Raw genomic sequence first — 25,063 nt, forward strand, 5'->3', positions numbered from 1 at the left:
TGCTCAATTTTGCTCACGCCATCGCTTCTAAGTATAGTGCGGCCAAATCACCCATTCCGTGAGGTCATGTGACTGCCCCCAATCCCGCTGCCGGCAAGCCGGTCGACCCCGCCTCCCTCGTCAACGTGCCGCAATTGGTAACGGCTTATTTTGCGTCGAAACCGGATCCGTCCGATTCCACCCAGCGCGTTGCCTTCGGAACCTCGGGTCATCGCGGGACGTCGCTGAAGAATTCGTTCAACGAAAATCATATCCTGGCGACGACGCAGGCGATCTGCGATCACCGCCGCGAAACCGGGCTCACCGGCCCGCTGTTCCTCGGCATCGATACGCACGCGCTCGCCGAGCCGGCGTTGGCGAGCGCGGTGGAAGTATTTGCCGCGAACGGCGTCGAGATCATGATCGACGAGCGCAGCGGCTATACGCCGACGCCCGTCATCTCGCATGCGATCTTGAGCTACAACAAGGGCCGAACGAGCGGGCTCGCCGATGGCGTCGTCATCTCACCTTCGCACAATCCGCCGGAGGATGGCGGGTACAAATACAACCCGCCGCATGGCGGCCCCGCCGATACCGATGTAACGGGAAAGGTCGAAAAGGCCGCCAACGCCTATATCGAAGCGGACATGAAGGGCGTGGCGCGAATGCCGTACGAGCGCGCCCGCAAGGCACCCTCGACACATCTGTACGACTACATCCGTCCCTATGTCGCCGATCTCGGCAATGCCGTGGACATGGCGCTGATCAAATCATCGGGCGTGAAAATCGGGATCGATCCACTGGGCGGCGCCGCCGTTCACTACTGGCAGCCGCTGATCGAGCACTACGGAATCAGCGCGACTGTTGTGAACGCTGCCGTCGACCCGACGTTCCGTTTCATGACGGCGGACTGGGATGGAAAAATCCGGATGGATTGTTCCTCGCCATTTGCGATGGCAAGCCTGATTGCGATGCGCGACAGGTTCGATGTCGCCTTTGCCAACGATACCGACGCCGATCGGCACGGCATCGTGACGCGCACGGGTGGCCTGATGAATCCAAATCATTTTCTCGCGGCTGCGATCGCCTATCTGTTCGAGCATCGGCCGCAATGGAGCAGGGAGGCCGCGATCGGCAAGACCATTGTCTCCAGTTCGATCATCGATCGCGTCGCAAGGAAGTTGAATCGCAAGCTGGTGGAAACCCCGGTCGGCTTCAAATGGTTCGTCGAAGGCCTCGGCACCGGTGCGTTCGGCTTCGCCGGCGAGGAAAGCGCCGGCGCATCGTTCCTCAAGCGCGACGGCTCGGTGTGGACGACCGACAAGGACGGCGTCGTGATGGGGCTGCTCGCCGCCGAAATCCTCGGCCGCACCGGCCGCGATCCAAGTCAGTTGTTTGCCGGCCTGACCGCCGAACTCGGCGTGCCCTATTACGAGCGAATCGACGTACCGGCAACGCCGAAACAGAAGAGCGCACTAAAGGCGCTCGGGCCGGAGCAACTCGATATGCGCCAGCTTGCCGGTGAACCGGTCAGCGCGATCCGGATCCGGGCGCCGGGCAACGATCAGTCCTTCGGCGGCATCAAGGTCGAGTCCGAGGCGGGATGGTTTGCCGCGCGGCCGTCCGGCACCGAAGACGTCTACAAGATCTACGCCGAGAGCTTCCGGGACCAGAACCATCTCAAGACGATTCAGCAGGACGCCCAGCGCGCCATCGCGAAGGCCTTCTGACCTCAGCGGTGAGCCGGCAGCAGAAGCCGCGGGGTTCGCCTACCGGCGACGGAAGAATATTGCGCCAGACTGCGCCCGGCTGCGCCAGTTCGGCACACTCCTGACCACTGGCGGCTGCGGAGCTGAATTTCGGACGCCGTCGCGCTTGCGATCACGCTGAAATCACGAAGGCCCCCGCAGTGTTAGGATCGGGAGTTAGCTGCCAGCAAGCCGTCCGCAACGGGGGGCCTGTGAGCTATCGCGGTTACCGGGGGATGGAAATGAGTGCGGAATCGGTTGTCTACTATCTGAATCGCGTGCCTGAGAGCGATCCGAATGACCAAACCGAATGGCTTGTAACGGCATTGGGGAACTATACCGGCGCGGAGCTGCGAGAATTGCTCTATGTAGCGGAAGAGCCGGGGTTCTTTGAATTGATGCGCGGGCTGTTTGCGCTCTCGGATGAGAGCCGTGCCGTCCTGCAGCATTTTCTCGAAACCGGTCACCCGCCGGCCATGAAAGCGGCGATCGACACGAAAGGTCGGTTGACGATTGAGCATGTTAGCGACGAGCAGCGGGTAAAATTGCTCCCGGGGATCGCAAATTAGCGTCTGCAGCTCCCTGAGGTTGTGCTAGGGTTTCCCAGCTTGAACAGTTGGGAGCCGACCCATGGCGACGAGGAAATCTGACCCGCTCGATGCGATGGTGGGCGCCAGGATCCGCATGTTTCGGGTCAACCGCGGCATAAGCCAAGCCATGCTCGCGGAACGGATCGGTGTTACCTTCCAACAGGTACAGAAATACGAGCGGGGCGCCGACCGGATCGGCGCCGGCCGGCTGTCGCGAATTGCTTCCGTGCTGGGCGTTTCAGTTGGCGAGTTGTTCGAAGCTTCCGGGGCTGAATCTCCCGGCTTGAATTCGCTGGTTCGCTTGCTCGCCGAGCCGGACGCCTTGCGCGCTCTCAAGGCCTATGCGCGTACGACCGATCCGCGTGTGCGGCTTAGCATCGCGAAGCTCGTTCAAAGCATCGCCGATCGAGCTCCAGCGGCGAAGGCCACGGTCGCGCGGCTGGATACTTTCGACCGTGATAAGCGGCGAGGTTTCGGTGGCGAGGATGGTCTTCCGCAGGAAGGCGAGCCGCAATCTCATGCCGCCCCCGTTTGCCCGCGGTAATCCCCTCGCAGGCGTCAGCCGGTCGCGCGAATCGCAAGCCGCTCCGGAGGCCTGGTGCCGGGAATGAATTCGCCGATCCAGTCACGGCGCGTCGCTTCGATATGCCAGGACATTGCTTCAGCCGAATAGGGTGCAGGATCGGGGATATCCTTGCGGATCTCCTTGCCGTCGAGCCAGCCGCAACTGTGCGAGTAACGCGCTTTGCAGACGAGATGGATATCGCCATGATCCTGCAGCAACACATATCCATCGGCTGGGAAAAACGTGCCGGCAAGCTCGATCGCACCGGGCAATTGGCGGACCAACAGGAACGTGCTGGTGGATTGCGTTTCCGATTCCGAGACCAGCACGCCGACCAGGCTGTGGATCGGCGCAATCGCCTGCGGTGCAACCAGTGCGAGAGGCTCCGTGATCGGGCCGGCCGTCGCAATCGAAAGAAATTCGCCCTCCGGTCCCCAGCGGCAAGCGATCAGCCACTCGCGGCTGCGGCTACGAATCAAGGTCGGCTTGGCATAATCTGATCGAGCAATGTCTGCTGCCATGGCTATGACTAGGGCTTTCGCGAGCATAAGTTCCTCCAGGGTGAGGGCGGGCTGGCCTCACGACCGGAGTCTGCGCGCAGAGTCGTGAGGTCACCGTGAGCGGCACCGAAAATTCGATGCAAGAATTGTTTGCACGCGCGGCATCGTTGCTTCTTGGCAACGAAGTGGACGCGGCCGGCGATCACGATGCCAGACGTATCCTGCAGGCGCTGGAATATGCCTCGGAATCCGGCAACCGGATTGATTCGGAGACCGCGAATCGCGCCCATTTGCTTATCGCTGCGTCCCGGTTTGCGCGGGTGTTCGAACTGGCCTCACCCGATGCGCCCAGCCTGATCAGCTTTGGTGCGCAATTCGATCCAGCGCTTGCCGATCCCTTGCATGACGGAAGCCCGATGGTCGGCGTTTCCGGCGTCGGTCTGACGTTGCAGCACGCGTTTCAGGGCTGCATCGGCGAGGGGATCGAGTATCTCTCTCAATTGCAGACCGGAACAGACCTGTTGCTCAAACCCGGCGTCGACGACTGGGCCGAAAAACTCGGTCCGAAGGCGCTTGAGCTGGTCGCCGCCCTTTCGGAACGCCGCGTACAACCGGAGCGAGCGCTTTCCTGGTGTCGCGCGACGAGACTGGCCGACGGCGGCGAGGTGTGGCTTCCGGCGGACATCTGCCTGCGGCGTCCGCCGGCGCAACGCGACTTCGCGCCGCCATCCCCCCTGAGCATCGGATCGGCCGCCGGTCCGTCACGGGACGCCGCAGCATTGCACGGCCTGTTGGAATTGATCGAGCGCGATGCGGCCGGCCTGTGGTGGCGGGGCGGTCAGTTGGCCCGATCGATTCCGGTGCAACATGAAGCCGGCATCGCGGCGGAAGCCTTGTTGCGGCAGCTCCGGCACGGCGCTTCGGTGCCGCGACGGACATGGCTACTGGATATCACGACGGATATCGGCGTGCCCTGCGTCGCGGCCGCCTCCTGCCGCGCGGACGGTTCCGGTTTTGCCTTCGGCCTCGCCGCGCGGCCGGCGCTCGAGGCCGCGGTCCGCTCCGCGATTCTGGAAATGTGTCAGCTCGAACTGGCCGACGCCGTCGTCGCCACCAAACGCCGCGAGCGCGGCGATGACGCGCTCAACGCACAGGATCGCATCCACGTGCAGCGCGCGGCGATCGATGCCGATCAGTGCAGACTGCTGCAGCCGGTCGCGGAGTACGCGGCCCATCTGCCCCTTCACGCAACTGAAGCGAGCGTCATATTTAGATTGATCGTACAGCGTTTGGAACAATTGGGAATCGAGACGTTCTGCCTCGATCTCACGCGCCAGCGCTTCGCCGTTCCGGTGGTTCGCGTGATTGCCCCGGGCCTGCAACTCGAGCCATCCGAAATCGTCACGGCCAGGCTGCAGGATGCGATTGCGCGAACCGGCGGCGGCGCAACCTATACCGGGGGTGTCTCTTTGATATAGACTGGCGGGAATTAACCAACCGGTTCCGGAAACCGTTGCATGCCGGTCAGCGCAAACGCCATGACAGCAGACAAGGCCACGGTGGCGCCCGAAAGCGCCCCGCGCCTGTCGGTATCGCTGGTCGGGCGGCTCGGCGTGCGGTTCAACGGCCGGCCGATCGAACTGCGAACCCGCAAGGCCGGCGCGGTTCTGAGTTATCTGGCGTTATTGGACTCGAAGCAGGAGAGCCGCGAGCGACTGGTCGGCTTGCTCTGGAGCCGATCGGACGAGGAAAAGGCGCGCGCCTCGCTGCGCCAGGTCGTTCGCGAATTGCGATCGATGCTCGAGGAGGCCGGATATGACGGCTTCGTCGCGGAACGGCTGACGATCGGCATCGACGTCGGACGAATCGAAGTTGACATCGAAAGCGTGATTAAACTCGCCGAAGGCGGACGCGTTCACCCGCTGCTGCTCGATACGCCGCAGCTCGACGGGCGGTTGCTCGAAGGAATGGACGATCTCGACCCGTCGTTCCGGGTCTGGGTGCTGGCCAAGCGGCAGACCATCCACGAACGGTTGATGCGAAATCTCGACGAAGGTTTGACCTCCGCAAGCGTTGCCACGGACGCCAAAAAGAGGATCGCGGCCGCGATCGTCAATCTTGATCCGACCCATGAATATGCCTGCCGCTATCTGATGCGGGCGCATGCGGAAGAAGGCGATGTCGCCGGTGCGTTGCGCATCTACAAGGCGCTATGGGATCTTTTGGATCGCGACTACGCCATGGAGCCGTCATCGGCCACCGAAGAGCTCGTCGCGAACATCAAGCTCGGCATTCTGGAGCGCGCGCCCGCCGATCGGGCGGCCTCGGCAGCGAATGACGAATTCGCCGTCAGGATGGTCAGGGGGCCCGTTCTTCAGCCGGTGGCCCCGATGTCGCCACCGGCCAATGCGCCTGCCAAGACGCGCCTGGTGCTGCGACCCTTTGCGATGCACGGCGTCGATGAGGACCACAGCCATCTGGTGCAGGGATTCTCCCAGCATCTCGCCGCCTGTCTCGTGCGCTTCCGCGAATGGAGCGTGGTCGATCGTCCCCCCGCGGCAGTCGTGCTTCCCGCGCCGGACACGGCGCCGCAATACTGCATCGAAACCACCGCTTACCAGGCGGGCGCCGAAATCAATATCGTGATGGTGCTGCGGGACGATACCACCGGAATCTACGTCTGGAGCGAGAGCTTCCGGCTCGGCCTCGGCAACTGGTTCGAAACGCAGCAGCGTATCATCCGCCGGATCGCGACCGCGCTGAACGTTCAATTGTCGACCGAGCGGCTGATGCGGCTGGCGGGCGAGCCCGACGTGTCGCTCGAGCTGCACGACCGCTGGCTGCGCGGGCAGAATCTCATGTCGAAATTCGATCCCGAAAGCTGGCGGCGGGCGGTCACCATCTTCCGCGATGCGATCCGCGACAATCCGGGCTTCTCGCCCTGCTACAGCAGCCTCGTGCAGATGAACAACATCGAGCACCTGGTGCATCCCGGGATCTTTCGCGATCTCGACAAGGCCAAGGCCACCCTGGAACTGGCGAAGACCGCTGTTCAACTCGACCCTGTCGATTCCAGGGCGCATCTGTGCTGCGGCTGGTCCTACGTGATGGCACTCCGTGAGGCGGAAGCCGCGCCGCACATGGAGCTGGCATGTGAGCTCAACGACAATGACCCATGGACGCTGCTGTCCAGCGCTCACTACTCGGCGATTTGCGGATCGATCGAGGATGCCCGCGCTCGCGCCGAGCGGTCGCTCGCGCTCTCACCTGCGCCGTCCTATCTCGAATGGGCGTATCACGGCACTGTGCGGTTCTTTTGTGGAGACTATGAAGGCACCATCGAGGCGTGCGATCGCGCGCAGGGCATCAACAAGGTCCTGCCGGCATGGCGCGCGGCTGCGCTGTTCCAGCTTGGGGAGCGCATGCAGGCGCAGCAGGAAATCCAGCGCTTCGTCAACGGTCTGCGTTCATTCTGGGTCGGATCGTCGACGCCGACGGACGAGGCGGCGGCGCGCTGGGTCATGCAAGCGCATCCAATCAGCGTGAGGGAGCGGTGGGAAGCCCTGCGCCAGAGCTTGCGTGGCGGAGGGCTTCCTGTCGATGGCATCACTCACCTAACGCGGAGCTAGATCATCAGGCACAGTAGCTGATGGTGTAGTCGCCGACACGTTCGGCATGGACGCGGAACTTGTCGCTCTCCGGAATTACCGGATCCAGGCCGTTGAACAGGCGCTTGTAGAACGGCGGAAGCGGATAGGTCGCGCCCGGCTTTTTGAGGCTTTCTTCGGAATCCGCGATCATCACGGCGGGCGGCAGGCGCACCACGATCGTGTCCATCTCCTGTTCGACGAACTTTACCTTCTTGAAGCGCTCCGGAACCGTCATGAACACCTGCGCCTTGGCGAGTTGCTCCTTGAATTCGTCGACGGTGGTTGGGATCGGGTATTCGTTGTCGTCGTCGAGATAGTTCTTGCCGGTGGACCAGGTCTTTACCAGGTTGCCCCAGCGCTCATGGTTGGTTACTTGCATTCTTTCGATTGCCATAGCTTCACTCTCCGGGTTGCGTGAAGCGGAGGATTCCGCCTCACAAAAATGCAGGCACGGCATGCTGCAACTCGGCAATTTCGGTGGTGAATTCCACGAGCTGCGCCATGCTTGAGATATCGGGAATATTCTGAAGTACGTTTGCCGGATAAAATTCGCGGGAAATTGCCGCCAGTTGCCCGGCAAGGGAGCCGCCGTCCGCGCAACGCGGGTCGCCGGCGAGCGCGCCAAAAACGACTTCCGAGACGATGATTGAGCCGAGCGGGCCGAGGTGCAGGCCCTCCGCCTGCGGTTGCCGCATCGCTTCGAACAGGATGAAGAAGGGCAGCGGCGGCTCGTTCGAAAGGGTTTCGATGTCCTCGGCCGTCAACGCGCCATACGCGGGCGCGGCCGCCAGCCATTTGCGAAGTTGATCGGCACGATAGTCGCGGTCGGCAAGCAGGCGCGACATGGCGACGAAACGCGGTCGTCTGCTGCCGATCTCGGCAATCAGCGCGTCAACCGACCACATGCCGGCGAGGCCGGCGCCGAGCAGGTCGCGATAGAGCAGGCCGACCCGTCCCGTTTCGTCGAACGCCGGAAAGATCTGGTCATTGCCCAGCCCGTCGCTGAGATGTGGTCCAATGCGGCGGCTGAAATTCGGCGTCGACCCGTTGATCTCGAAAAAACGCGACCATTGCACCATCCACGTCTCGTCGAGCGGCATATTTGCGGGGTCGTTTACCGAGCTTTTTTCGAGCGTGTTGTTGAGGTCGTGGAGAGACAGGTCATTGATCTGGTATTCGGGTCGTACCATGGCGTGACCGAAGCGGAATGCGCCGTGCGAGAACTCGAACGGAATTTCCCAGTCGCCGGCCGGAAAGCCTGTCGCGGAATGGGGGCGATCGATGAAATCGGGGCTCGGTCCGTCATAGACGGCGTAGATCGCCGGATGGATCACCCGCCGCATCAGGTCCTTGCGCAGGATATTGTGATAGATCGCGATCAGCGACTCGCGGGCGCACAGGAAGCGCTTGTAGGCGGCGCCGAACTGACCGTTTGGTCCCGCGTTGCCTTCATGGCGGCGAATGATATCGATGAGCCCATTGTGCAGCAGCGCGAACAGCGCGGTGAGCTGTGACATCACGGCATGGTCGTCATTGCGCGGATCGGCGACCAGCGCCTCGGTGAGGGCAACACGGACACCTGCAATGCTGCGGTCGATACCTGTCACGTTCTCGGCCGGGGTCCGCGCGATGTCGCGGAATGGGCAGCCGGCCGCCGGCTCGTTCTCTTTCCAGCGCATTCGCCCGAGCCGCAGCTTGGTACGGCGGTCGTCATTCGGCGCATCGAGCGCGTAGATGTGCGGCGATCCGACAGGACCGCTGCCGTACAGCGTCTCCAGCCGAAGCGGCGTGCGGCGTGCGTTCGCGGTTCCTCCGCCGAGCCCGCCCGCGACCGAAAGCGGGATCGCCGAATGCACGAGGTCGTGCGCAATGAACTGCAGCAGATAGGTGTAGCCCGAGGGGATAAAGGGATTTTCCCAGTGTTCCGCCGATCGAACCTGGTGTGGCGGCCATTTGATTGCAGCATCCATTCGCCGCGACAGGCGATGCATCAGCCCGCGGAGCTTTGCATGGTGCGACGGCGAACCGAGCGGATCGACGCCGAAGGCGCGGAAGCGCTGCGAAGGAGCCGGCGTGCCGAGGAAGTGACGAAAGCCCGGCGTTGTTGCGGCGTAAGCAGAGTCGCGCGTATCGAGTTCTGAAGTTCGGAACGAGGATGCGTCGGCGACCTTCTGCACAACCATCAGAACTGCTCTCGCTAGATCGATGCTGATCGATGCGGCGAGATTGGAAAGAAAGTCGTGAAATAATCGTGAGTTAAATCGTTAGAACCTGTGGACATCTGTGGACATCTTTTGGTCATTCTGCGGGCCGCTCACGCCTGTTTCACGATTGGTGACGCGGCGGCATGACCATCACGTAGTAGCGGCTGGCATAGAAGCGCGTGTGAAGCTGATTGAGGCAGCATCCTTGGCGCGCCATTTCGGCCAATGCTCGCGGTGATGATTGTCGTATCGGGAGCGGTGCGCTGCCGCGATCGATACCTGCATCAAGGCACGCAAGTAAAGGCAAACCCGGCGTGATGTTTGCGAAGCGTTGCCTTGCACCGGCATTCCGGATAGCCATGGCAGTAACGACTTTCCGCTTGAGGCATTTTCCCTCCATGGCCGATTTCCACGGCGTCTTTCCCTATCTGGTGTCACCGGTCGATGCTTCCGGCGAAATTCGCACCGAGGTGCTGGGCCGGTTGTGCGACGACCTCGTCAAGGCGGGCGTGCATGGGTTGACGCCGCTGGGATCAACCGGCGAGTTCGCCTATCTCAACCAGGCGCAGCGCGCGACCGTGGTGCAGGCCACAATCGAGGCCGCTGACGGACGCGTGCCGGTGGTTGCCGGTGTTGCCTCGACGTCGACGGCGGACGCGGTGGCGCAGGCAAGAGCGTATCAAAAGCGCGGCGCCGACGGCATTCTCGCGATCATGGAGGCGTATTTCCCGGTCGCCGATGCACAGGTCGAATCCTATTTCCGCGCCATTGCCGACGCCGTCGACATTCCCGTCGTGATCTACACCAATCCGCAATTCCAGCGATCCGATCTGACGCTCGACGTAATCGCGCGGCTCGCGACCCATCCGCGCATCGGCTACATCAAGGATGCCTCCGCCAATACCGGCCGGCTGTTGTCGATCATGAACCGTTGCGGCGACAGCATCAAAGTCTTCTCCGCCTCCGCCCATATTCCGACGGCGGTGATGCTGATCGGTGGATTGGGGTGGATGGCGGGCCCTGCCTGCATCATCCCGCGGCAAAGCGTCGAGCTCTACAATCTCTGCAGGGCGGCGCGCTGGGATGACGCGATGGTACTGCAACGCAAGCTGTGGCAAATCAATGAAGCCTTTGCGCGCTTCAACCTCGCCGCCTGCATCAAGGCCGGGCTCGCCATTCAGGGTTACGCGGTCGGCGACCCGGTCCCGCCGCAGGCGGCGCTGACGGTCGAGCAGCGCAAAGTCGTCGAGGCGGCGCTGCGCGATATCGCATAAGCCTTAAACGGCCCGCAGCGCCTCTTTCGGCGTCTCGCGTATCAACGCCTCGAGATCGCTCTGCTCCAGGGTCTCTTTCTGTAGCAGCTTTTTCGCCGCCCGATCCAATATTGCGCGGCGGGCTTTCAAGATGCCCTGCGCGCGTTCGAATACACCGTCGACGATGGCGCGGACCTCTTCGTCGACGGCAGCGGCGGTCTCGTCGGCATATTCGCGCTCGCGCACCGGGTAGGGCCGGTCGGCGCCCGCGAGGAAATTGCCGGGGTCGCGCTCATAGGCGACGCTGCCGAGTTTTTCCGACATGCCGTAGCGCGTCACCATGCTGCGCGCGATGTCGGTGACGCGGCGCAGGTCGTCGGCGGCGCCGGTGGACAGATGATTGAACACTATCCATTCCGCCGCGCGTCCGCCAAGCAGTACCGCCATCTTGTTTTCCAGCTCCTCTTTGGTCATCAGGAAACGGTCTTCGATCGGACGCTGGATGGTGTAGCCGAGCGCGCCGACGCCCCTGGGAATGATCGATACCTTGTGCACGGTGTCGACGCCGGGCAGCGACAGCGCGATCAAGGCATGTCCCATTTCATGATAGGCGACGATTTCGCGCTCCTTCGGATTGAGAAGCCGGTTTCGCTTTTCCAATCCCGCTACCATGCGCTCGACGGCATTGTTGAAGTCGGTCATCGCGACCGCGCTGGCGCCGCGGCGTGTTGCGAGCAACGCGGCTTCGTTGACAAGATTGGCGAGATCCGCACCGGTGAATCCCGGCGTGAGCGCGGCCACCGCCTCGACATCGACGCCTGGATCAAGCTGCACTTTTTTCATATGCACCTTGATAATTTCCACTCGGCCTTTCTTGTCGGGGCGGTCGACCAGCACCTGGCGATCGAAGCGGCCCGCGCGCAGCAGCGCCGGATCGAGGATTTCCGGCCGGTTGGTCGCGGCGAGAATGACGAGGCCCGAGCGCGAATCGAAGCCGTCGAGTTCGACCAACAACTGGTTGAGCGTCTGCTCCTTTTCGTCGTGCCCGCCTGCAAAGGGCCCGATGCCGCGGGCGCGGCCCAGCGCGTCGAGTTCGTCGATAAAGATGATCGCCGGAGCTTTCTGGTGCGCCTGCTGAAACAGGTCGCGTACCCGCGCAGCGCCGACACCGACGAACATTTCGACGAACTCCGAACCGGATATCGAGAAGAATGGCACCTTGGCTTCACCGGCGACGGCCTTGGCCAGCAGGGTCTTGCCGGTACCCGGCGGACCGACCAGCAACACGCCCTTGGGCATGCGTCCGCCGAGCCGGCCGTAATCAGTCGGACTTTTCAGGAAGTCGACGACCTCGCGCAGTTCGTCCTTGGCTTCGTCCACGCCGGCAACGTCGGAAAAGTTCACGCCGGTATCGGCCTCGACATAGATCTTGGCTTTGCTCTTGCCGATCGCCATCAGGCCACCGCCAAGGCCGCCACCTTCCGCGGCGCGTTTGCCGATGTACCACCACAGGCCGAAGAACAGCAGCACCGGCATGACCCATGACAAGAGGTCGCGGAGAAAAGTGCTCTCGATCTGGCCGGTGAATTTTACGTTATATTTCTCGAGTTCTTGCGCGGTTTCCTGGTCGACGCGCGTGGTGACGAACTGCTTTTGTCCGCCGGACAGCGGCTCCTTCAAGGTGCCCTGCACCGTGCGGTCGGAGATGCCGACGGTCGCGACCTTCCCCTGCTTCAGCAATTGCTGATATTCGCTGTATGGAATGATGGCGATCTGGCTCGCCGTCGAGATGAAATACTGGATCACGAAGACGGCAAGGATCGCGGCGATCGCGTATCCGACGTTGAAACGCGTCTTGTTCATAATTGAACTCCGGGCGCACACCCTCACGGGAAGCTGGATCGGGGCATTCGCCTGATCCAAAGGGACCTGCGGCGAGCATGAATTGCGCCTCCATGACAATGGGAACGGGAAGGTTTGGTTTCAATGGACGCGGCTTGCGGGATAAATCGCGCTACCTAAATCATTGCGGGAAGGCCGATTTCAGCGCGCCAGCAAGTCTCTGAAAACCGGAAACTTTCGGCCGTTGTGGGCGTTTGATGTGCTGATATTTCTAATGGATGAACAGCCCGTTGCTTCCCATTGCCGTTCGCACGCGAGCGGCATTGCCAGATGAGTGATCGATGAACCGTCGCTTTGTGCTTCTTGCAGCCATTGTCGCAGGCGTCTTGGTGGCGCTGACCGTCTCCAATATCCGCTACAGCCCCTGGACCAACACGGTTGCGCGGACCGTCGACCAGCGCGGACCGCTGTCCGAGGGCGAACGGGCCAACATCGAACTGTTCGAGCGCGTGTCACCGTCGGTCGTGCAGGTCGCCGCGCGATCCGCCGCCGCCAGTCCATTCGCTGAGGACGAAGGCGCGGAAGCCGGCGCGGCAGCCTCGGGGACCGGTTTTGTCTGGGACAATAACGGCCATGTCGTCACGAACAATCACGTCGTGCAAAATGGCCGCGAGGTCGCGGTTCGCTTCGCCTCTGGCGCGGTGGCGCAGGCCGAAGTCGTCGGCGTCGCGCCCAATTATGACCTCGCGGTGTTGCGGATCAGGAATACCCGTCAGTTGCCGTCGCCGGTGGCGCTGGGCAGTTCAAGCGAACTCAAGGTCGGTCAATCGGCGTTTGCGATCGGCAATCCCTTCGGGCTCGATCAATCGCTGACCAGCGGCATCATCAGCGCGCTCAAGCGCCGGCTGCCGACCAGCAGCGGCCGCGAAATCGCCAACGTGATCCAGACCGACACCGCGATCAATCCCGGCAATTCGGGCGGGCCGCTGTTGGATTCGGCGGGACGGTTGATCGGCGTCAATACGGCGATCATCTCGCCTTCCGGCTCCAGCGCCGGCATCGGCTTTGCGATCCCCGTCGACATCGTCAATCGCGTGGTCCCCGAACTCATCAAAAGCGGTCGCGTGCCGACGCCCGGCATCGGCATTGTCGCCGCCAGCGAGGCCGTTTCGACAAGGCTCGGCATTGAAGGTGTGATCATCGTGCGCACCGCGCCCGGAAGCCCGGCCGAGCGCGCCGGCATCCGCGGCGTCGATTTCAACTCGGGCGCGCTCGGCGATGTCATTGTCCAGGCCGACGGCAAACCGGTGCACCGGCTTTCCGACCTGACCGACCAGATCGAGCAGATCGGCGCCGGCAAGAGCATCCGCATCAGCCTGAAACGCGGGTCGCAGACGCGCGATATCGATATCGACATCGTGGACATCGGCCGTAGCTGATCCTCCTTTTGACGGCAGATCGTACCCGTTTTGCAGCGGCCGCACCCGGTGCGCTGGCGCGTTTATTGCACGCATTTATCGCAGGGAATTGAATGAGTTGTCTCGGGCGGAAAAACCGCTAAAACCCCGCCCAATCCGACAAGAAGCTCGAAGGACAAACTGATGAACATTCTTCCCGGCAATATGCGTTTTGGTGCGGGCCAGCCGGTCAAGCGTTTGGAAGACCAGAGACTGCTCACCGGCAAGGGACAGTTCATCGACGACAAGGCCGAGGAGGGCGCGCTGTGGCTTTACGTGCTGCGCTCGCCGCATGCCCACGCCAAGATCGTCTCGATCGACACCGCAGCGGCGGCCGGGATGCCCGGCGTCCAGGCGGTCTACACCGGCGCAGACCTGATCAAGGACGATGTCGGCTCCATTCCCACGCTCGCGATCTTCAAGCGGCCGGATGGCTCACCGATGACGGTGCCGCCGCGGCGCCTGCTCGCCCATGAAATCGTCCGGTATGCCGGCGAGGCCGTGGCCGCCGTGGTGGCAACGTCGCGGGTGCTGGCGCAAACGGCGGCCGAGGCGATCGAAATCGACTACGAGGTGTTGCCCTCGGTGGTCGATCCCGTCGAAGCGGTGAAGCCCGGCGCACCGGTAGTGTGGCCCGAGGCGCCCGACAACATCGTGGCCGCCATGAGCTATGGCGACGCCGTCAAGGTCGAGGAAGCCTTTGCCAAGGCTGCGCACACGGTCTCGCTCGATCTGGTCAGCCAGCGGCTTGTGCCCTCGGCGATGGAGCCACGTTCGGCGATTGCCGAGATCGAGAAGAAGACCGGCCGGCTGATCCTGCACGTGCAGTCGCAAACCCCCGGCTCGACCCGTGATCTGCTCGCGGAATCCATTCTGAAGCGGCCGAAGGACAGCGTGCGCGTGCTGGTCGGCGATATTGGCGGCGGCTTTGGCCAGAAGACAAGTCTCTATCCCGAAGACGGCATCGTTGCCTACGCCGCGACCAAGCTGAACAACAAGATCCGCTGGCGCGGCGACCGCACCGACGAGTTCGTCGGCGGCACCCATGGCCGCGATCTCACCTCTACCGGCGAATTCGCGCTCGACACCAAAGGTCGCGTGCTCGCCTATCGCGTGCGCTCGATCGGCGGCACCGGAGCGTACTCGTCGGGGACCGCGAACATCATTCCGCTGGTGCTCGGCCCGTTCGTGCAGACCGGCGTCTACGACCTGCCGCTGGTGCACTTCGAGGTGAAGTCGGTGATGACCAACACAGCGCCGGTCGGCGCCTATCGCGGGGCGGGGCGGCCTGAGGCTGTGTTCATCGTCGAGCGGCTGATGGATGCCGCCGCGCGGCAGATCGGAATGGATCCGCGCACGATCCGCAAGGTGAATTACATCAAGCCCGCGCAACTGCCCTACACCAACGCGGTCGGCCAGGTGTACGATTCCGGCGCCTTCGCGCACATGCTGTCGCGCGCTTCGGAGCTTTCGGATTGGGACGGCTTTGCCGCGCGCAAGAAGGCGGCGAAGAAGAAGGGCCTGCTGTATGGCCGCGGCCTCACCAGCTACATCGAATGGACCGGCGGGCGCGCGCATACCGAAAAGGTTAGCCTGCACGCGACCGCGGAGGGCCGCATCATCCTGCATTCCGGCACCATGGCGATGGGGCAGGGGCTGCAGACCACCTACACCCAGATGGTGGCGGATACGCTCGGCATTCCCATGGACAAGATCGACGTCGTGCAGGGCGACACCGATCTCGCCACCGGTTTCGGCAGCGTCGGCTCACGCTCGCTGTTCGTCGGCGGCACGGCGGTCGCGGTCTCGACCAACGACATGATCCAGAAGGCGCGCGCGAAGGCCTCGAACGTGCTGGAGACGTCCATCGAGGATATCGAGTATCGCGACGGCTGGCTGACGGTGGTCGGCACCGACAAGCGCATCAGCCTGTTCGAAATCGCGAAGAAGGAAGATGGCGCGCGGCTTTCCGTTGACTCTGAAGGCGAGGTCGACGGCCCGAGCTGGCCGAACGGCACGCATATCTGTGAAGTCGAAATCGATCCTGAAACCGGCGTCAGCAAGGTGGTGCGCTACACCACGGTCGATGACGTCGGCATCGCCGTCAATCCAATGCTGGTCACCGGCCAGGTGCATGGCGGCGTTGCCCAAGGCATCGGGCAGGCGCTCTATGAGGGCGTAGCTTACAGCGAGGAAGGGCAGCTATTGACTGCGAGCTATCAGGATTACTGCGTGCCGCGCGCCGACGACATCCCGCCGATCGGCGTGACGCTGGATGATTCCGCGCCCTGCCGCACCAATCCGTTGGGCGCCAAGGGCTGCGGCGAATCCGGTGCCATCGGCGGCCCACCTTGCGTCACCAACGGTGTGATGGACGCCTTGAGCGAACTCGGCATCAAGCAGCTCAACACGCCACTGACGCCGGCCAAGGTCTGGCAGGCGATAAGGGATGCGAAGGCGGCGGAGGAGTAAGCGCCCTCATGAGGAATAGCCGCCTCGCCGTCCTTCTCTTGGCAGTCCTCGCGTTGGTTATCGCGGGCCTGATGGTCGAAACTTACTGGGACTGCCGCTTGTTGAAAGGTGGCTCTTTGAAAGAGTGTGCGCCGGGGCGACCCGGACCAACGGGACTGCATTAGGCTCGTTCTCAGCCCTCAACAGTCGCTATCTCCCCTACAGGGGGTAGTAAGAAGAAGCTACTGCGCGTCATCCGAGTATGGCCCTACAGCCCCAACACCATCTTCGCGACGATATCGCGCTGGATCTCCGACGAGCCGCCGAAGATCGTGTAGGCCCGGCCGTTGAGATATTCCGGCACGACGGGGAGCATCTCTTCCGGGATTCCCGGCGCCTCGTTGAGCCGGTACAACGGCCGCATTGGCTCGACATAAAGGCCGTCATTGCCGATCACGTCGACACCGAGCCGCGTCACCGCCTGGCGGATTTCGCTGACGCGCAATTTCAAGAGCGACGACACCGCCCCGGGATTTTGTCCGGTCTGCAGCGCGGAGAGCACGCGCAGCTCGGTCATCTCTAACGCATCGATGTCCACTTCGATTTCGGACATCCGCATTGCGATATCGGGATCGTCGATCGCGCGGCCGGTTAAGTCGGATTCGGCAAGGCTAGAGACCGTCTTCAGCGCGTCGCGCAATTTGGCCGAGGCGATGCCGGAACCGCGCTCGAATTCGAGCAGGTATTTGCCGTAGGTCCAGCCCTTGCCTTCCTCGCCGACGCGGTTGGCGACGGGCACTCGCACATCGTCGAAGAACACCTGGTTGACCTCGTGGTCGCCGCCGATGGTGAGGATCGGGCGCGTCGTGATGCCCGGGCTCTTCATGTCGATCAGGATGAACGAAATGCCGTCCTGCTGCCGCTCGGTCTCGTTGGTGCGCACCAGCGCGAACATCCGGTTGGCGTGATGGGCGTGCGTGGTCCAGATCTTGGTGCCGTTGATGATGTAGTCGTCGCCGTCGCGCACCGCGCGGGTTTTCAGCGAGGCAAGGTCGGAGCCGGAGCCCGGTTCGGAATAGCCCTGGCACCAGTAGTCCTCGCCGGAGAGGATCCGCGGCAGGTAAAAATTCTTTTGCTCCGGCGAGCCGAAGCCGATGATGACGGGACCGACCATCTTGACGCCCATCACGTTCACGTTCGGCACACCGGCGCGGGCGCATTCGGTCTCAAAGATCCAGCGCTGCGCCGGGGTCCAGTCCGGCCCGCCATATTCCACCGGCCAGCCCGGCGCGCCCCAACCCTTCCTGTGCAACGCGCGCTGCCAGGCCATCCCAATGTCAGGATCGGAGAATACCGACGGCGTCAGCGCGGTGGCGCGCTTCATTTCCGGCGTGAGATTTGCCGCGATGAATTCGCGGACCTCCTTCTCGAAGGCGCGTTCCTCGGCGTTGAAAGCAAGATCCATGATGCGCTCCTATCAGGCCTGAACGGCGCGACCGCCGAGGGCGGCGTGGCGGCGATAATGATGGGCGCTGCCGCCGAACAGCGTATCGAAGGCGAGCAGCCGCTTGAAATAGGAACCGATGTCGAGCTCTTCGGTAACACCCATCGCGCCGTGAAGCTGGACCGACTGTTCGGCGACGAAGCGCGCGCATTTGCCGATCTTGGCTTTTGCGCCCGAGGCGGCGCGACTGCGCGCGATGGGTTCGGCGTCGGCCATCAAGGCAGCGCGTAGCGCCATCGAGCGCGCCTCGTCGCATTGCATCGCCATGTCGGCGAGGCGATGGCGGATCACCTGATTGGCGGATAGCGGCCGCCCGAACTGCTTTCGAATCTTGGTGTATTCCAGTGTCTGGTCGAGCAGGGTCTGCATGATACCGACGGCCTCCGCGCTGAGCGCGGCCATCGCGCGATCGATCACGGCTTCGATCGCCGGCAGCGCGTCGTTGCCGTTGCCGAGCAGGGCGTCGGCAAGAAGCTGCACGCCGCTCAGCTCGAGATTGCAGGCCCGGCCGCCGCCAAGCCGCGGAAAGTCGCGCAAGGCGAGGCCGCGCGCGCCTTTGGGCATCAGGAACAGGCAGAGCTTGCCCGGTTTGCCGGAGCCGTCATCGACACGGGCCGAAACGATGATCTGGTTGGCGGCGTTGCCGTCAAGCACGGCAGTCTTGTGTCCGTCGAGCTGCCAACCGTCAGAAGTCTTCTTCGCCGTGGTCCTGATGTCGGCGAGATCAAAGCGCGCCTGACGTTCGGAATGCGCGAATGCCAGGTACAGCGAGCCGTCGGCGATATCAGGCAGCAGTGCCCGCTTCTGCGCTTCCGTGCCGCATTCCGATATCAGTGACACGCCGATCACGACTGTGGAAAGATACGGCTCGGAGACGAGGCCGCGCCCGAATGCTTCCATCAGGATTCCGACCTCGACCGCGCCGCCGCCCAGCCCGCCATGAGCCTCGGCGATCGGCAGCGCCAGCCAGCCGAGATCGGCGAACTGCTTCCAGATATCGGCGCTGAAGCCGAGCGGATCGTTGGCGACCTTGCGGCGGTGATCGGCGGTATAGGTCTCGCTGACGAAGCGGTCGGCACTTTCGCGCAGCAACCGCTGCTCGTCACTTAGGGTAAGGTCCATCTGATCTACTTTGCTCGTTCTATTTTGCTTGTGCCGGTTTCCGGACGGAAGGGTGCAGGCCTGCGGGATCCACGATCATTCCGAATTCCTGCAGGTTATGCGCGTGGCAGAGCTGATGCAGCGCGAACGCCTGCTCGATCGCCGCGGGTTGTCCCATCACGTCGACCGAGCGATTGACGGCTTCCTTTGTCAGTTTCAGCGCGAACGAAGGTTTCGCTGCGATCCTTTCAGCGAGCTTCATCACGTACGAGGATAGTTCCTCGCGCGGCACCACGTGATTGACCATGCCAAGCCGGTGCGCTTCCTCCGCGCTCCAGACGTCTGATGTGAACAGCAATTCCTTGGCCTTGCGCGGGCCCAATTCCCAAGGATGCACGAACCATTCGACGCCGCAGACGCCCATGGTGACGACGGGATCACAGAACTCCGCATCATGGCTTGCGACGATGAGATCGCAGGCCCAGGCCAGCATCAGACCGCCGGCGATGCACTTGCCGTGCACTTCCGCGATCGTAGGTTTTGCCAGATTGCGCCAGCGCCGTGTGATCTGCAGATAGATTTCCTGCTCGCGCGCAAAGCGGCCGTGGGCGTTGGGTTCGGCGAACCCGCCCCAATTTCCAACCGGCGGAAAATCTACGCCGGCGGTATTCTTGGCCCCGGGGCGCAGGTCATGTCCTGACGAAAAATGCGGGCCGTTGCCGGCAAGGATGATGACCTTGACCGCATCGTCCTGCACCGCCTGGTCGAAGGCGGCATTGAGATCATAGGTCATCTGCAGGTTCTGCGCGTTGCGCGCCTCGGGCCGGTTCATCACGATCCGCGCAATGCGCGGCTCCGGCCGCTCCACGACGATGGTCTCGAACGCGGTCATGCGCCCTCCCTCTATTATTATCCGGCCATGTTGTTATTTCGGCGAACGATAGGCAAGGGCCGTCGGCTGCGAAATGGGCCTGAGACGGCTTACGCCTTGCATACCTGACGCAACCAATCTGACAGGCTGGCGTTTAGCTCTCTTTGGGAGAGTTCGATGCGCAGATTATGGACCGTTCTGGCGGCGCTGGCGACACTAAGCCTGACCAATTGCGGCTACAACGCGATTCAGACCACCGACGAGCAAGTCAAGTCGGGCTGGTCGGAAGTCGTCAACCAATACCAGCGCCGCGCCGATCTGGTGCCCAACCTCGTCAATTCCGTGAAGGGCTTTGCGCAGCAGGAAAAGGACGTGCTGCTCGGGGTTACCAACGCGCGCGCCAAGGTCGGCAGCGTCCAGGCGACACCGGAAGTGTTGAACGATCCCGCCGCGTTCCAGAAATTCCAGGCTGCGCAGAGCGAACTCACGAGCGCGCTGTCGCGGCTGTTGGTCGTGACTGAAAACTATCCGCAGCTCAAATCGGACGCGCTGTTTCGCGACCTGATGGCGCAGCTTGAAGGCACCGAGAACCGCATCACCGTGGCGCGAAACCGCTACATCAACGCGGTGCAGGACTATAACGTCGGCATCCGCACCTTCCCGAACAATCTGACGGCGATGGCGTTCGGCTACAAGGAGAAGCCGGCCTTCACGGTCGAGAACGAGAAGGCGATCTCGACCGCGCCGAAGGTGGATTTCAACCCGACGCCGGCGCCCGCGAAGTAGCGGGGTGAACAGACGACCTGCGATGAACGCTGCAAGAGCCTCCATTCTTGCGCTGCTGCTGTGCTGGGCTTGTTCGGCGCTGGCGCTCGTCGCGGTGCCGGCCTTGAGCGGGCGGGTGGTCGATCAGACCGGCACGCTCGCGGCCAGCGACATCGCCTCGCTGATGCAGACGCTGAAGGATCTGGAGACGCGCAAGGGCAGCCAGATCGCGGTGCTGATCGTGCCGACGACGGACGGCGAGGTGATCGATCAATTTTCGCTCCGGGTCGCGGAAGCCTGGAAGATCGGACGCAAGAAGGTCGACGACGGCGCGCTGCTCGTCATCGCCAAGAACGATCGCCGCTTGCGGATCGAGGTTGGTTACGGCCTCGAGGGCGCGCTCACCGACGTCACCACCAAGCGCATCATCGACGAAGACATCACGCCCAAATTCAAAGCCGGCGATTTCGCCGGTGGCGTCTCGGCGGGCGTCAACCGAATGGTCCGGGTCGCCGAGGGCGAGAAGCTGCCGGAGCCGGCGCCGCCGCATTGGGAGACGTCTGAACTCCTCAATTACCTCAACCCGGGCAATCCGTTTGTCATCTTTGGGCTGATCATCCTCGCGGCGGCGCTGCGCAGTTTTCTTGGCCGATTGATCGGCGCGCTGGCGACCGGCGGCATCGTTGGCGTTGTCGCCTGGTTTGTCGCAGGATCGCTCGCGGCCGCAATGCTGGTTGGCTTTATCGCTTTCGTCGTCACCTTCCTCTTCCAGAATCTGGGCTCGACCGGCCCAAGCGTGGGGCGCCGCCGATACGACCGGGACAATGGCGGATGGGTCATGGGCGGCAGCGGCGGGTCCTGGTCGGGTGGCAGCGGCTCCAGGGGTAGCGATAGTGGCGGGTTCAGCGGTGGCGGCGGCAACTTTGGCGGCGGCGGCGCCTCGGGGAGCTGGTAGACATGAGCATCCGACGCATTACCAGACATCTTCTGCAGCACCACTGGCGGCGCCGCGTCGCATTCCCGCCGGACGCGTTGGTGCGGATCGAGCGCGCCATCAAGGCGGGCGAGACCGCGCACTCGGGACAGCTTCGCTTCGTGGTCGAAGGCGCGCTCGACGGCGCCCCGCTGTTTCATAACCAGCCGGCGCGGGAGCGGGCGCTGGATGTCTTTTCCCAGCTCCGTGTCTGGGATACCGAGCACAATAACGGCGTGCTGATCTATCTCCTGCTCGCCGACCGCGACGTCGAGATCGTCGCCGACCGCGGCATCAACGCCAAGGTCGGCGCAGAGGGCTGGGAAAAAATCTGCAAGGAGATGGAGATCGATTTCAGGGCAGGAAATTTCGAGCGTGGTGTGATCAAGGGCGTCGAGGCTGTGTCGCGCGAATTGGCCGCTCATTTTCCGAGGCGCGGCGACGGGTCGAATGAACTGCCGGATACGCCAGTGGTGATCTAGCTCGCCACCACCCTAAACCAAAGGATGGGTCGGCTCATCCGTTTCCATGGTGTGAGCCTACCTCGGTACAGCTCTACAATACCTGCGCGCAATGGCGTCAGCCGATACTGGGTGCTACTGATCAAAAATAGTTCTAGCAACCGCAATGCAAAGCAACGGAACCGGACCCACGAGCCGGCAGTTGCAAGACAAGGTCGGCGGCGTAACGCCCGCCGGCCTTTTTCTTGATCGACCGGCGAGCTGTACTTGTCGATATTGTGCGACTCGTGACGTCACCTCCGCGCGATCCAGTTGCGCTACAGGACATCTACCATCCCGTAGCCCCCGCAGGCGCACTCATCTCTTGTCGCCGGTTCTACAACCAGACTGTAGGGGTTCACGCCTTCGCCGACGGTCGCTCGGCTACCCGAGCCACCCACGCAACGATGTTGGTGTTGGCGGGATCGAGCGGCTGGCCGACCTGGCCGCCGAAATCGAGCCAGCCATAGAGCAGGATGTCCGCCAGCGTGAAGCGCTTGCCGCACAGATAGTCGCGGCCGTCAGCCATCTGGCCGTTGAGCCATTGCAGCCGATTGGCGGCGATCATTTTGAGGCCGGGCGAGGCCTCGGGCGCGCACGGAATTCGCTTCTCGAAAAACTTCAGCCCTTCGCCAAAGCGGAAACCGTTCCCCATATGCTCGCAGATGTTGAGATCGACACGGCGCGTCCACATCCGGCATTCGGCGCGCTCTTCCGGCGTCGCTCCGATCATCGGAGGGTTCGGATGCTTCTCTTCGAGATATTCGCAGATCGCGGTGATCTCGGAGAGGTAGTTGCCGTTGTCGAGTTCGAGGGTCGGCATCTGCCCATGCGGATTGCGCTTCAGATGCTCGGCCTCGCGGTTCTCGCCCTTGCGCAGATCGACCGCCTGCTTCGGCATCTCGATGCCCTTTTCCGCCATGAACATGCGGACAATGCGCGGGTTCGGTCCAACCGAATCGTAGAACTTCATGGTGTTGTCTCTCCCGATGTTTTTTGCAGTGTTGTTGGGAACCGTTGAACAGGCCGCCATGTCATTTGTCAAATGGGCGTGAATCCGCCCGCAGCTTCTATCAATGGGCTTTCTCTTTCCACGTCATTGCGAGCGAAGCGAAGCAATCCATCGTGCTGCATACCGGATAGATGGATTGCTTCGTCGCTTTGTTCCTCGCAATGACGGGGGTCAGTCGTCGAGCTTGTTGAGGTCGCGCACCGACTGCATGATCGGCTCGAAGTTCGCTCGCGCGTCGAGCGCGTCGAACAATTGCGCCGTGTCCGACAGCAATCCGTGCGAGCGCTGGATCGCGATCCGCACGTCCTCTTGCGGTGTGTCGGATAGCCGGCCGTGGCCCGACAGCAGGATTTTCGAGTCCAGGCCCTTCAGCCGCTCCAGCGACTGGATGTAATCGGCGATGCTGCCCGAGCCGAACACCCCGCCCATCACCCCGCCGGGCATCAGCGTGTCGGAGGCGAACAACAATCCCTTGTCCTGGTCGAACAAAGTGATGCAGGCCGAGGTGTGGCCGGGCGTGTACATCACGTTGAGGCGGAAATTGCCGAGGTCGATCAGATTGCCTTCTTCCAGCCAGAGATCGATATTGATCGGCACGTTCGGCTCGTTGAACATCTTGCGCAGCATCGAGAAGTCGTCGCGCAGCATGATCTTGTTGGCGGCCAGGCGATGTGCGGCGATGAAGGCGCGGCCGTGGAAGTGATAGGCAGCGCCGATGTGGTCGAGATGCTCGTGGCTCAGCACCACCATGTCGATGTCGTCGGGCTTCACGCCGATATGGTCGAGGGACGCCAGCAGGTGCGGATAGTTTGACGACAGCCCGACATCGATCAGGATGGTGCGCGAGCTGCCACGCACCAGATAGGCGTTCGCCCCGCGGTTCTTGAAGCGTATCTGATAGACGTTCTCAGCCGCCTCGATCAGCGTACAGACCTCGCTGTCGCGCAGCGTCTTGAACGGGCTCGGTCTGCGCTCGCTCATGAACCGGCCGCGGCTTTGAAGGCGACCGTGTTGGAGGCCCGCAAGCGCTTGCTGAGCGCATCCATGATCATCAGCGCAAAGGCCGGCTGCTGGCTGACCAGGTAGACGAAGCGGGCGTGATTGATCCGCATCACGCGGGTTTTGGGCGCCGCAGCGATGGCCGTCGCCGAGCGGGACGAGCCGTCGATGACCGCCATCTCACCGAAGAATTCACCCTTGCCGAGCGTGACGATCACCGTCTTGCTGGCGCCGTTCATCTTGGCGATCTCGACCTGGCCGTCGAGCACCACGAACAGTTCCCGCCCGGTCGAGCCTTCCTCAAAAATGACGTCATCTACATCAAACTCGTTGATGCATTTCTCGATGGTCATGGCGGCCACCTGCCTTTCTGGCTGGTCGGTCGATCCATGTTAATCGGGAAACGGACCGGCGCAAACGGAACCGACAAGGATGCCGCAAGGCAGCATAGGAGCTGGAGACCGGGTGGCCCGCCTTTGGCGGCAAAATCCGGCCGGATGAGTTCCTAAAATTTCGGTAAGGCTGCGGCCGGTAACGATTTGGCAAGCAATAAAAGTTACCAAATGGTCAATCAATTCTGGAGAATGCAACGTGAGCGATCAGCAACCCCAGCCCACCAGCGGTGAAACCGGAGCCCTTGGCTCCGGGCTCGCAGCCCCCGATGTGCCGGCACCGAGCGAGCCGGCCGCGGCTGAGGTCGAGGCGGCGAGACTGGCGCCCGAGCAGGAGGAGACCTCGCCGAAGCCTGACGCGCCCAAGGTGGAGGCCGTCAAGATGGAAGCGCCAAAGGTCGAGGCGTCAAAGGTTGAAGCGCCCAAGATCGACGCTCCCAAGACCGACGCTCCCAAGATCGATGCCGTAAAGCCGGAAGCGCCGCGCTTTCCCGGCAATGTGATGATCATGTCGCCCGGCGACCGCGCCGGCGCCGATGCGAAGGCTGCGCCGGCGGAAGGATCGTCCGGCAAACGACGGATCGGGGCGATGGCCGCCGTGGTGGCGCTGGCGACGGTGGCGGGTGCGCTGGGCGGCGCGCTGGCAACCGCAGGGATTGGAAAGTTGATGGCCGGAGATTCGGCCACCCAGGCATCAACAAAGGACA

Annotated in this window: 22 protein-coding genes and 1 pseudogene; 12 read left to right on the forward strand and 11 right to left on the reverse strand. The window is 62.7% G+C overall.

What is annotated here, in order from left to right; translation table 11 throughout:
* Nucleotides 1–68: 68 nt before the first annotated feature.
* From pgm to CP49_RS38530, 3 genes are all read left to right on the forward strand, one after another.
* On the forward strand, nucleotides 69–1,709 hold the full coding sequence (pgm, locus tag CP49_RS38520; protein WP_057855308.1) for a phosphoglucomutase (alpha-D-glucose-1,6-bisphosphate-dependent): 1,641 nt from the start codon (nucleotides 69–71) through the stop codon (nucleotides 1,707–1,709).
* A gap of 260 nt (nucleotides 1,710–1,969) precedes the next feature.
* A complete protein-coding gene (locus CP49_RS38525) occupies nucleotides 1,970–2,296 on the forward strand; it encodes a hypothetical protein (protein ID WP_057855309.1) in 327 nt (108 codons plus the stop codon).
* Nucleotides 2,297–2,357: 61 nt separating this feature from the next.
* Nucleotides 2,358–2,861 (forward strand): helix-turn-helix domain-containing protein, encoded by a 504-nt coding sequence (locus CP49_RS38530; protein ID WP_082646463.1) that lies wholly within the window; start codon nucleotides 2,358–2,360, stop codon nucleotides 2,859–2,861.
* A gap of 14 nt (nucleotides 2,862–2,875) precedes the next feature.
* On the opposite strand, the gene CP49_RS38535 is transcribed toward CP49_RS38530, so the two are convergent.
* Nucleotides 2,876–3,430, reverse strand: coding sequence for a hypothetical protein (locus tag CP49_RS38535; protein WP_156438882.1), 555 nt, complete (start codon nucleotides 3,428–3,430; stop codon nucleotides 2,876–2,878).
* A gap of 68 nt (nucleotides 3,431–3,498) precedes the next feature.
* On the opposite strand from CP49_RS38535, the gene CP49_RS38540 reads away from it, so the two are divergent.
* The gene (locus CP49_RS38540; RefSeq protein ID WP_156439669.1) at nucleotides 3,499–4,860 is read left to right on the forward strand and encodes a YcaO-like family protein; all 1,362 of its coding nucleotides are present in this window, start codon (nucleotides 3,499–3,501) and stop codon (nucleotides 4,858–4,860) included.
* A 39-nt stretch (nucleotides 4,861–4,899) separates the two neighbouring features.
* Nucleotides 4,900–7,011 carry a BTAD domain-containing putative transcriptional regulator gene (locus tag CP49_RS38545; protein WP_057855313.1) on the forward strand — a complete coding sequence of 704 codons (2,112 nt, stop codon included), beginning with the start codon at nucleotides 4,900–4,902 and terminating at the stop codon, nucleotides 7,009–7,011.
* A gap of 4 nt (nucleotides 7,012–7,015) precedes the next feature.
* On the opposite strand, the gene CP49_RS38550 is transcribed toward CP49_RS38545, so the two are convergent.
* The 3 genes from CP49_RS38550 to CP49_RS45575 all read right to left on the reverse strand — a co-directional run bounded on the left by CP49_RS38550 (nucleotide 7,016) and on the right by CP49_RS45575 (nucleotide 9,636).
* Nucleotides 7,016–7,426: a hypothetical protein gene (locus CP49_RS38550; RefSeq protein ID WP_057855314.1), complete on the reverse strand. Its 411-nt coding sequence runs from the start codon at nucleotides 7,424–7,426 to the stop codon at nucleotides 7,016–7,018.
* Between the two features lie 40 nt (nucleotides 7,427–7,466).
* Nucleotides 7,467–9,215 (reverse strand): peroxidase family protein, encoded by a 1,749-nt coding sequence (locus CP49_RS38555; RefSeq protein ID WP_057855315.1) that lies wholly within the window; start codon nucleotides 9,213–9,215, stop codon nucleotides 7,467–7,469.
* A 142-nt stretch (nucleotides 9,216–9,357) separates the two neighbouring features.
* Entirely contained in the window at nucleotides 9,358–9,636 is a 279-nt protein-coding gene (locus CP49_RS45575) for a hypothetical protein (protein WP_156438883.1), read from the reverse strand.
* On the opposite strand from CP49_RS45575, the gene CP49_RS38560 reads away from it, so the two are divergent.
* Nucleotides 9,635–10,510: a dihydrodipicolinate synthase family protein gene (locus CP49_RS38560; RefSeq protein ID WP_057855316.1), complete on the forward strand. Its 876-nt coding sequence runs from the start codon at nucleotides 9,635–9,637 to the stop codon at nucleotides 10,508–10,510. The genes CP49_RS45575 and CP49_RS38560 overlap by 2 nt on opposite strands.
* A gap of 3 nt (nucleotides 10,511–10,513) precedes the next feature.
* Here CP49_RS38560 and ftsH read toward each other — a convergent pair whose 3' ends face one another.
* Nucleotides 10,514–12,352, reverse strand: a complete 1,839-nt coding sequence (gene ftsH / locus CP49_RS38565; RefSeq protein WP_057855317.1) for an ATP-dependent zinc metalloprotease FtsH — start codon at nucleotides 12,350–12,352, stop codon at nucleotides 10,514–10,516.
* Between the two features lie 320 nt (nucleotides 12,353–12,672).
* On the opposite strand from ftsH, the gene CP49_RS38570 reads away from it, so the two are divergent.
* On the forward strand, nucleotides 12,673–13,770 hold the full coding sequence (locus tag CP49_RS38570) for a S1C family serine protease (protein ID WP_057855318.1): 1,098 nt from the start codon (nucleotides 12,673–12,675) through the stop codon (nucleotides 13,768–13,770).
* Nucleotides 13,771–13,932: 162 nt separating this feature from the next.
* On the forward strand, nucleotides 13,933–16,260 hold the full coding sequence (locus CP49_RS38575; RefSeq protein WP_057855319.1) for a xanthine dehydrogenase family protein molybdopterin-binding subunit: 2,328 nt from the start codon (nucleotides 13,933–13,935) through the stop codon (nucleotides 16,258–16,260).
* 247 nt (nucleotides 16,261–16,507) lie between these two features.
* On the opposite strand, the gene CP49_RS38580 is transcribed toward CP49_RS38575, so the two are convergent.
* From CP49_RS38580 to CP49_RS38590, 3 genes are read right to left on the reverse strand one after another with little or no spacing between them, the layout of a single operon-like run.
* Nucleotides 16,508–17,704, reverse strand: coding sequence for an acyl-CoA dehydrogenase family protein (locus CP49_RS38580; RefSeq protein WP_057855320.1), 1,197 nt, complete (start codon nucleotides 17,702–17,704; stop codon nucleotides 16,508–16,510).
* A 12-nt stretch (nucleotides 17,705–17,716) separates the two neighbouring features.
* The gene (locus tag CP49_RS38585) at nucleotides 17,717–18,865 is read right to left on the reverse strand and encodes an acyl-CoA dehydrogenase family protein (RefSeq protein WP_057855321.1); all 1,149 of its coding nucleotides are present in this window, start codon (nucleotides 18,863–18,865) and stop codon (nucleotides 17,717–17,719) included.
* A 19-nt stretch (nucleotides 18,866–18,884) separates the two neighbouring features.
* On the reverse strand, nucleotides 18,885–19,736 hold the full coding sequence (locus CP49_RS38590; protein WP_057855322.1) for an enoyl-CoA hydratase: 852 nt from the start codon (nucleotides 19,734–19,736) through the stop codon (nucleotides 18,885–18,887).
* Between the two features lie 156 nt (nucleotides 19,737–19,892).
* On the opposite strand from CP49_RS38590, the gene CP49_RS38595 reads away from it, so the two are divergent.
* The 3 genes from CP49_RS38595 to CP49_RS38605 are packed head-to-tail and all read left to right on the forward strand — an operon-like array spanning nucleotide 19,893 to nucleotide 21,935.
* Nucleotides 19,893–20,501, forward strand: a complete 609-nt coding sequence (locus tag CP49_RS38595; RefSeq protein ID WP_057855323.1) for a LemA family protein — start codon at nucleotides 19,893–19,895, stop codon at nucleotides 20,499–20,501.
* Between the two features lie 22 nt (nucleotides 20,502–20,523).
* The gene (locus CP49_RS38600; protein ID WP_057855324.1) at nucleotides 20,524–21,435 is read left to right on the forward strand and encodes a TPM domain-containing protein; all 912 of its coding nucleotides are present in this window, start codon (nucleotides 20,524–20,526) and stop codon (nucleotides 21,433–21,435) included.
* A 2-nt stretch (nucleotides 21,436–21,437) separates the two neighbouring features.
* A complete protein-coding gene (locus CP49_RS38605; RefSeq protein WP_057855325.1) occupies nucleotides 21,438–21,935 on the forward strand; it encodes a TPM domain-containing protein in 498 nt (165 codons plus the stop codon).
* A gap of 376 nt (nucleotides 21,936–22,311) precedes the next feature.
* On the opposite strand, the gene CP49_RS38610 is transcribed toward CP49_RS38605, so the two are convergent.
* The 3 genes from CP49_RS38610 to CP49_RS38620 all read right to left on the reverse strand — a co-directional run bounded on the left by CP49_RS38610 (nucleotide 22,312) and on the right by CP49_RS38620 (nucleotide 24,317).
* Nucleotides 22,312–22,926: a glutathione S-transferase family protein gene (locus CP49_RS38610; RefSeq protein WP_057855326.1), complete on the reverse strand. Its 615-nt coding sequence runs from the start codon at nucleotides 22,924–22,926 to the stop codon at nucleotides 22,312–22,314.
* 210 nt (nucleotides 22,927–23,136) lie between these two features.
* On the reverse strand, nucleotides 23,137–23,946 hold the full coding sequence (locus CP49_RS38615) for an MBL fold metallo-hydrolase (RefSeq protein ID WP_057855327.1): 810 nt from the start codon (nucleotides 23,944–23,946) through the stop codon (nucleotides 23,137–23,139).
* The gene (locus CP49_RS38620; protein ID WP_057855328.1) at nucleotides 23,943–24,317 is read right to left on the reverse strand and encodes a Crp/Fnr family transcriptional regulator; all 375 of its coding nucleotides are present in this window, start codon (nucleotides 24,315–24,317) and stop codon (nucleotides 23,943–23,945) included. The genes CP49_RS38615 and CP49_RS38620 overlap by 4 nt, the downstream gene beginning before the upstream one ends.
* 238 nt (nucleotides 24,318–24,555) lie before the next feature.
* Here CP49_RS38620 and CP49_RS46525 point away from each other — a divergent pair.
* Nucleotides 24,556–25,063, forward strand: a pseudogene (locus CP49_RS46525) (hypothetical protein); the annotation flags it as partial.

It is taken from the genome of Bradyrhizobium valentinum, assembly GCF_001440405.1.
Lineage (GTDB): Bacteria > Pseudomonadota > Alphaproteobacteria > Rhizobiales > Xanthobacteraceae > Bradyrhizobium > Bradyrhizobium valentinum.

What these genes read in the sequence shown, in the direction of transcription:
- CP49_RS38575 (WP_057855319.1), top strand. Translation starts at nt 13,933, where the DNA reads ATGAACATTCTTCCCGGCAATATGCGTTTTGGTGCGGGCCAGCCGGTC.
- CP49_RS38605 (WP_057855325.1), top strand. Translation starts at nt 21,438, where the DNA reads ATGAGCATCCGACGCATTACCAGACATCTTCTGCAGCACCACTGGCGG.
- CP49_RS38615 (WP_057855327.1), bottom strand. Translation starts at nt 23,946, where the DNA reads ATGAGCGAGCGCAGACCGAGCCCGTTCAAGACGCTGCGCGACAGCGAG.
- CP49_RS45575 (WP_156438883.1), bottom strand. Translation starts at nt 9,636, where the DNA reads ATGGAGGGAAAATGCCTCAAGCGGAAAGTCGTTACTGCCATGGCTATC.
- CP49_RS38545 (WP_057855313.1), top strand. Translation starts at nt 4,900, where the DNA reads ATGCCGGTCAGCGCAAACGCCATGACAGCAGACAAGGCCACGGTGGCG.
- CP49_RS38595 (WP_057855323.1), top strand. Translation starts at nt 19,893, where the DNA reads ATGCGCAGATTATGGACCGTTCTGGCGGCGCTGGCGACACTAAGCCTG.
- CP49_RS38550 (WP_057855314.1), bottom strand. Translation starts at nt 7,426, where the DNA reads ATGGCAATCGAAAGAATGCAAGTAACCAACCATGAGCGCTGGGGCAAC.
- CP49_RS38620 (WP_057855328.1), bottom strand. Translation starts at nt 24,317, where the DNA reads ATGACCATCGAGAAATGCATCAACGAGTTTGATGTAGATGACGTCATT.
- CP49_RS38555 (WP_057855315.1), bottom strand. Translation starts at nt 9,215, where the DNA reads ATGGTTGTGCAGAAGGTCGCCGACGCATCCTCGTTCCGAACTTCAGAA.
- CP49_RS38570 (WP_057855318.1), top strand. Translation starts at nt 12,673, where the DNA reads ATGAACCGTCGCTTTGTGCTTCTTGCAGCCATTGTCGCAGGCGTCTTG.
- ftsH (WP_057855317.1), bottom strand. Translation starts at nt 12,352, where the DNA reads ATGAACAAGACGCGTTTCAACGTCGGATACGCGATCGCCGCGATCCTT.
- CP49_RS38600 (WP_057855324.1), top strand. Translation starts at nt 20,524, where the DNA reads ATGAACGCTGCAAGAGCCTCCATTCTTGCGCTGCTGCTGTGCTGGGCT.
- CP49_RS38530 (WP_082646463.1), top strand. Translation starts at nt 2,358, where the DNA reads ATGGCGACGAGGAAATCTGACCCGCTCGATGCGATGGTGGGCGCCAGG.
- CP49_RS38560 (WP_057855316.1), top strand. Translation starts at nt 9,635, where the DNA reads ATGGCCGATTTCCACGGCGTCTTTCCCTATCTGGTGTCACCGGTCGAT.
- CP49_RS38610 (WP_057855326.1), bottom strand. Translation starts at nt 22,926, where the DNA reads ATGAAGTTCTACGATTCGGTTGGACCGAACCCGCGCATTGTCCGCATG.
- CP49_RS38585 (WP_057855321.1), bottom strand. Translation starts at nt 18,865, where the DNA reads ATGGACCTTACCCTAAGTGACGAGCAGCGGTTGCTGCGCGAAAGTGCC.
- CP49_RS38580 (WP_057855320.1), bottom strand. Translation starts at nt 17,704, where the DNA reads ATGGATCTTGCTTTCAACGCCGAGGAACGCGCCTTCGAGAAGGAGGTC.
- CP49_RS38590 (WP_057855322.1), bottom strand. Translation starts at nt 19,736, where the DNA reads ATGACCGCGTTCGAGACCATCGTCGTGGAGCGGCCGGAGCCGCGCATT.
- CP49_RS38525 (WP_057855309.1), top strand. Translation starts at nt 1,970, where the DNA reads ATGAGTGCGGAATCGGTTGTCTACTATCTGAATCGCGTGCCTGAGAGC.
- CP49_RS38535 (WP_156438882.1), bottom strand. Translation starts at nt 3,430, where the DNA reads ATGCTCGCGAAAGCCCTAGTCATAGCCATGGCAGCAGACATTGCTCGA.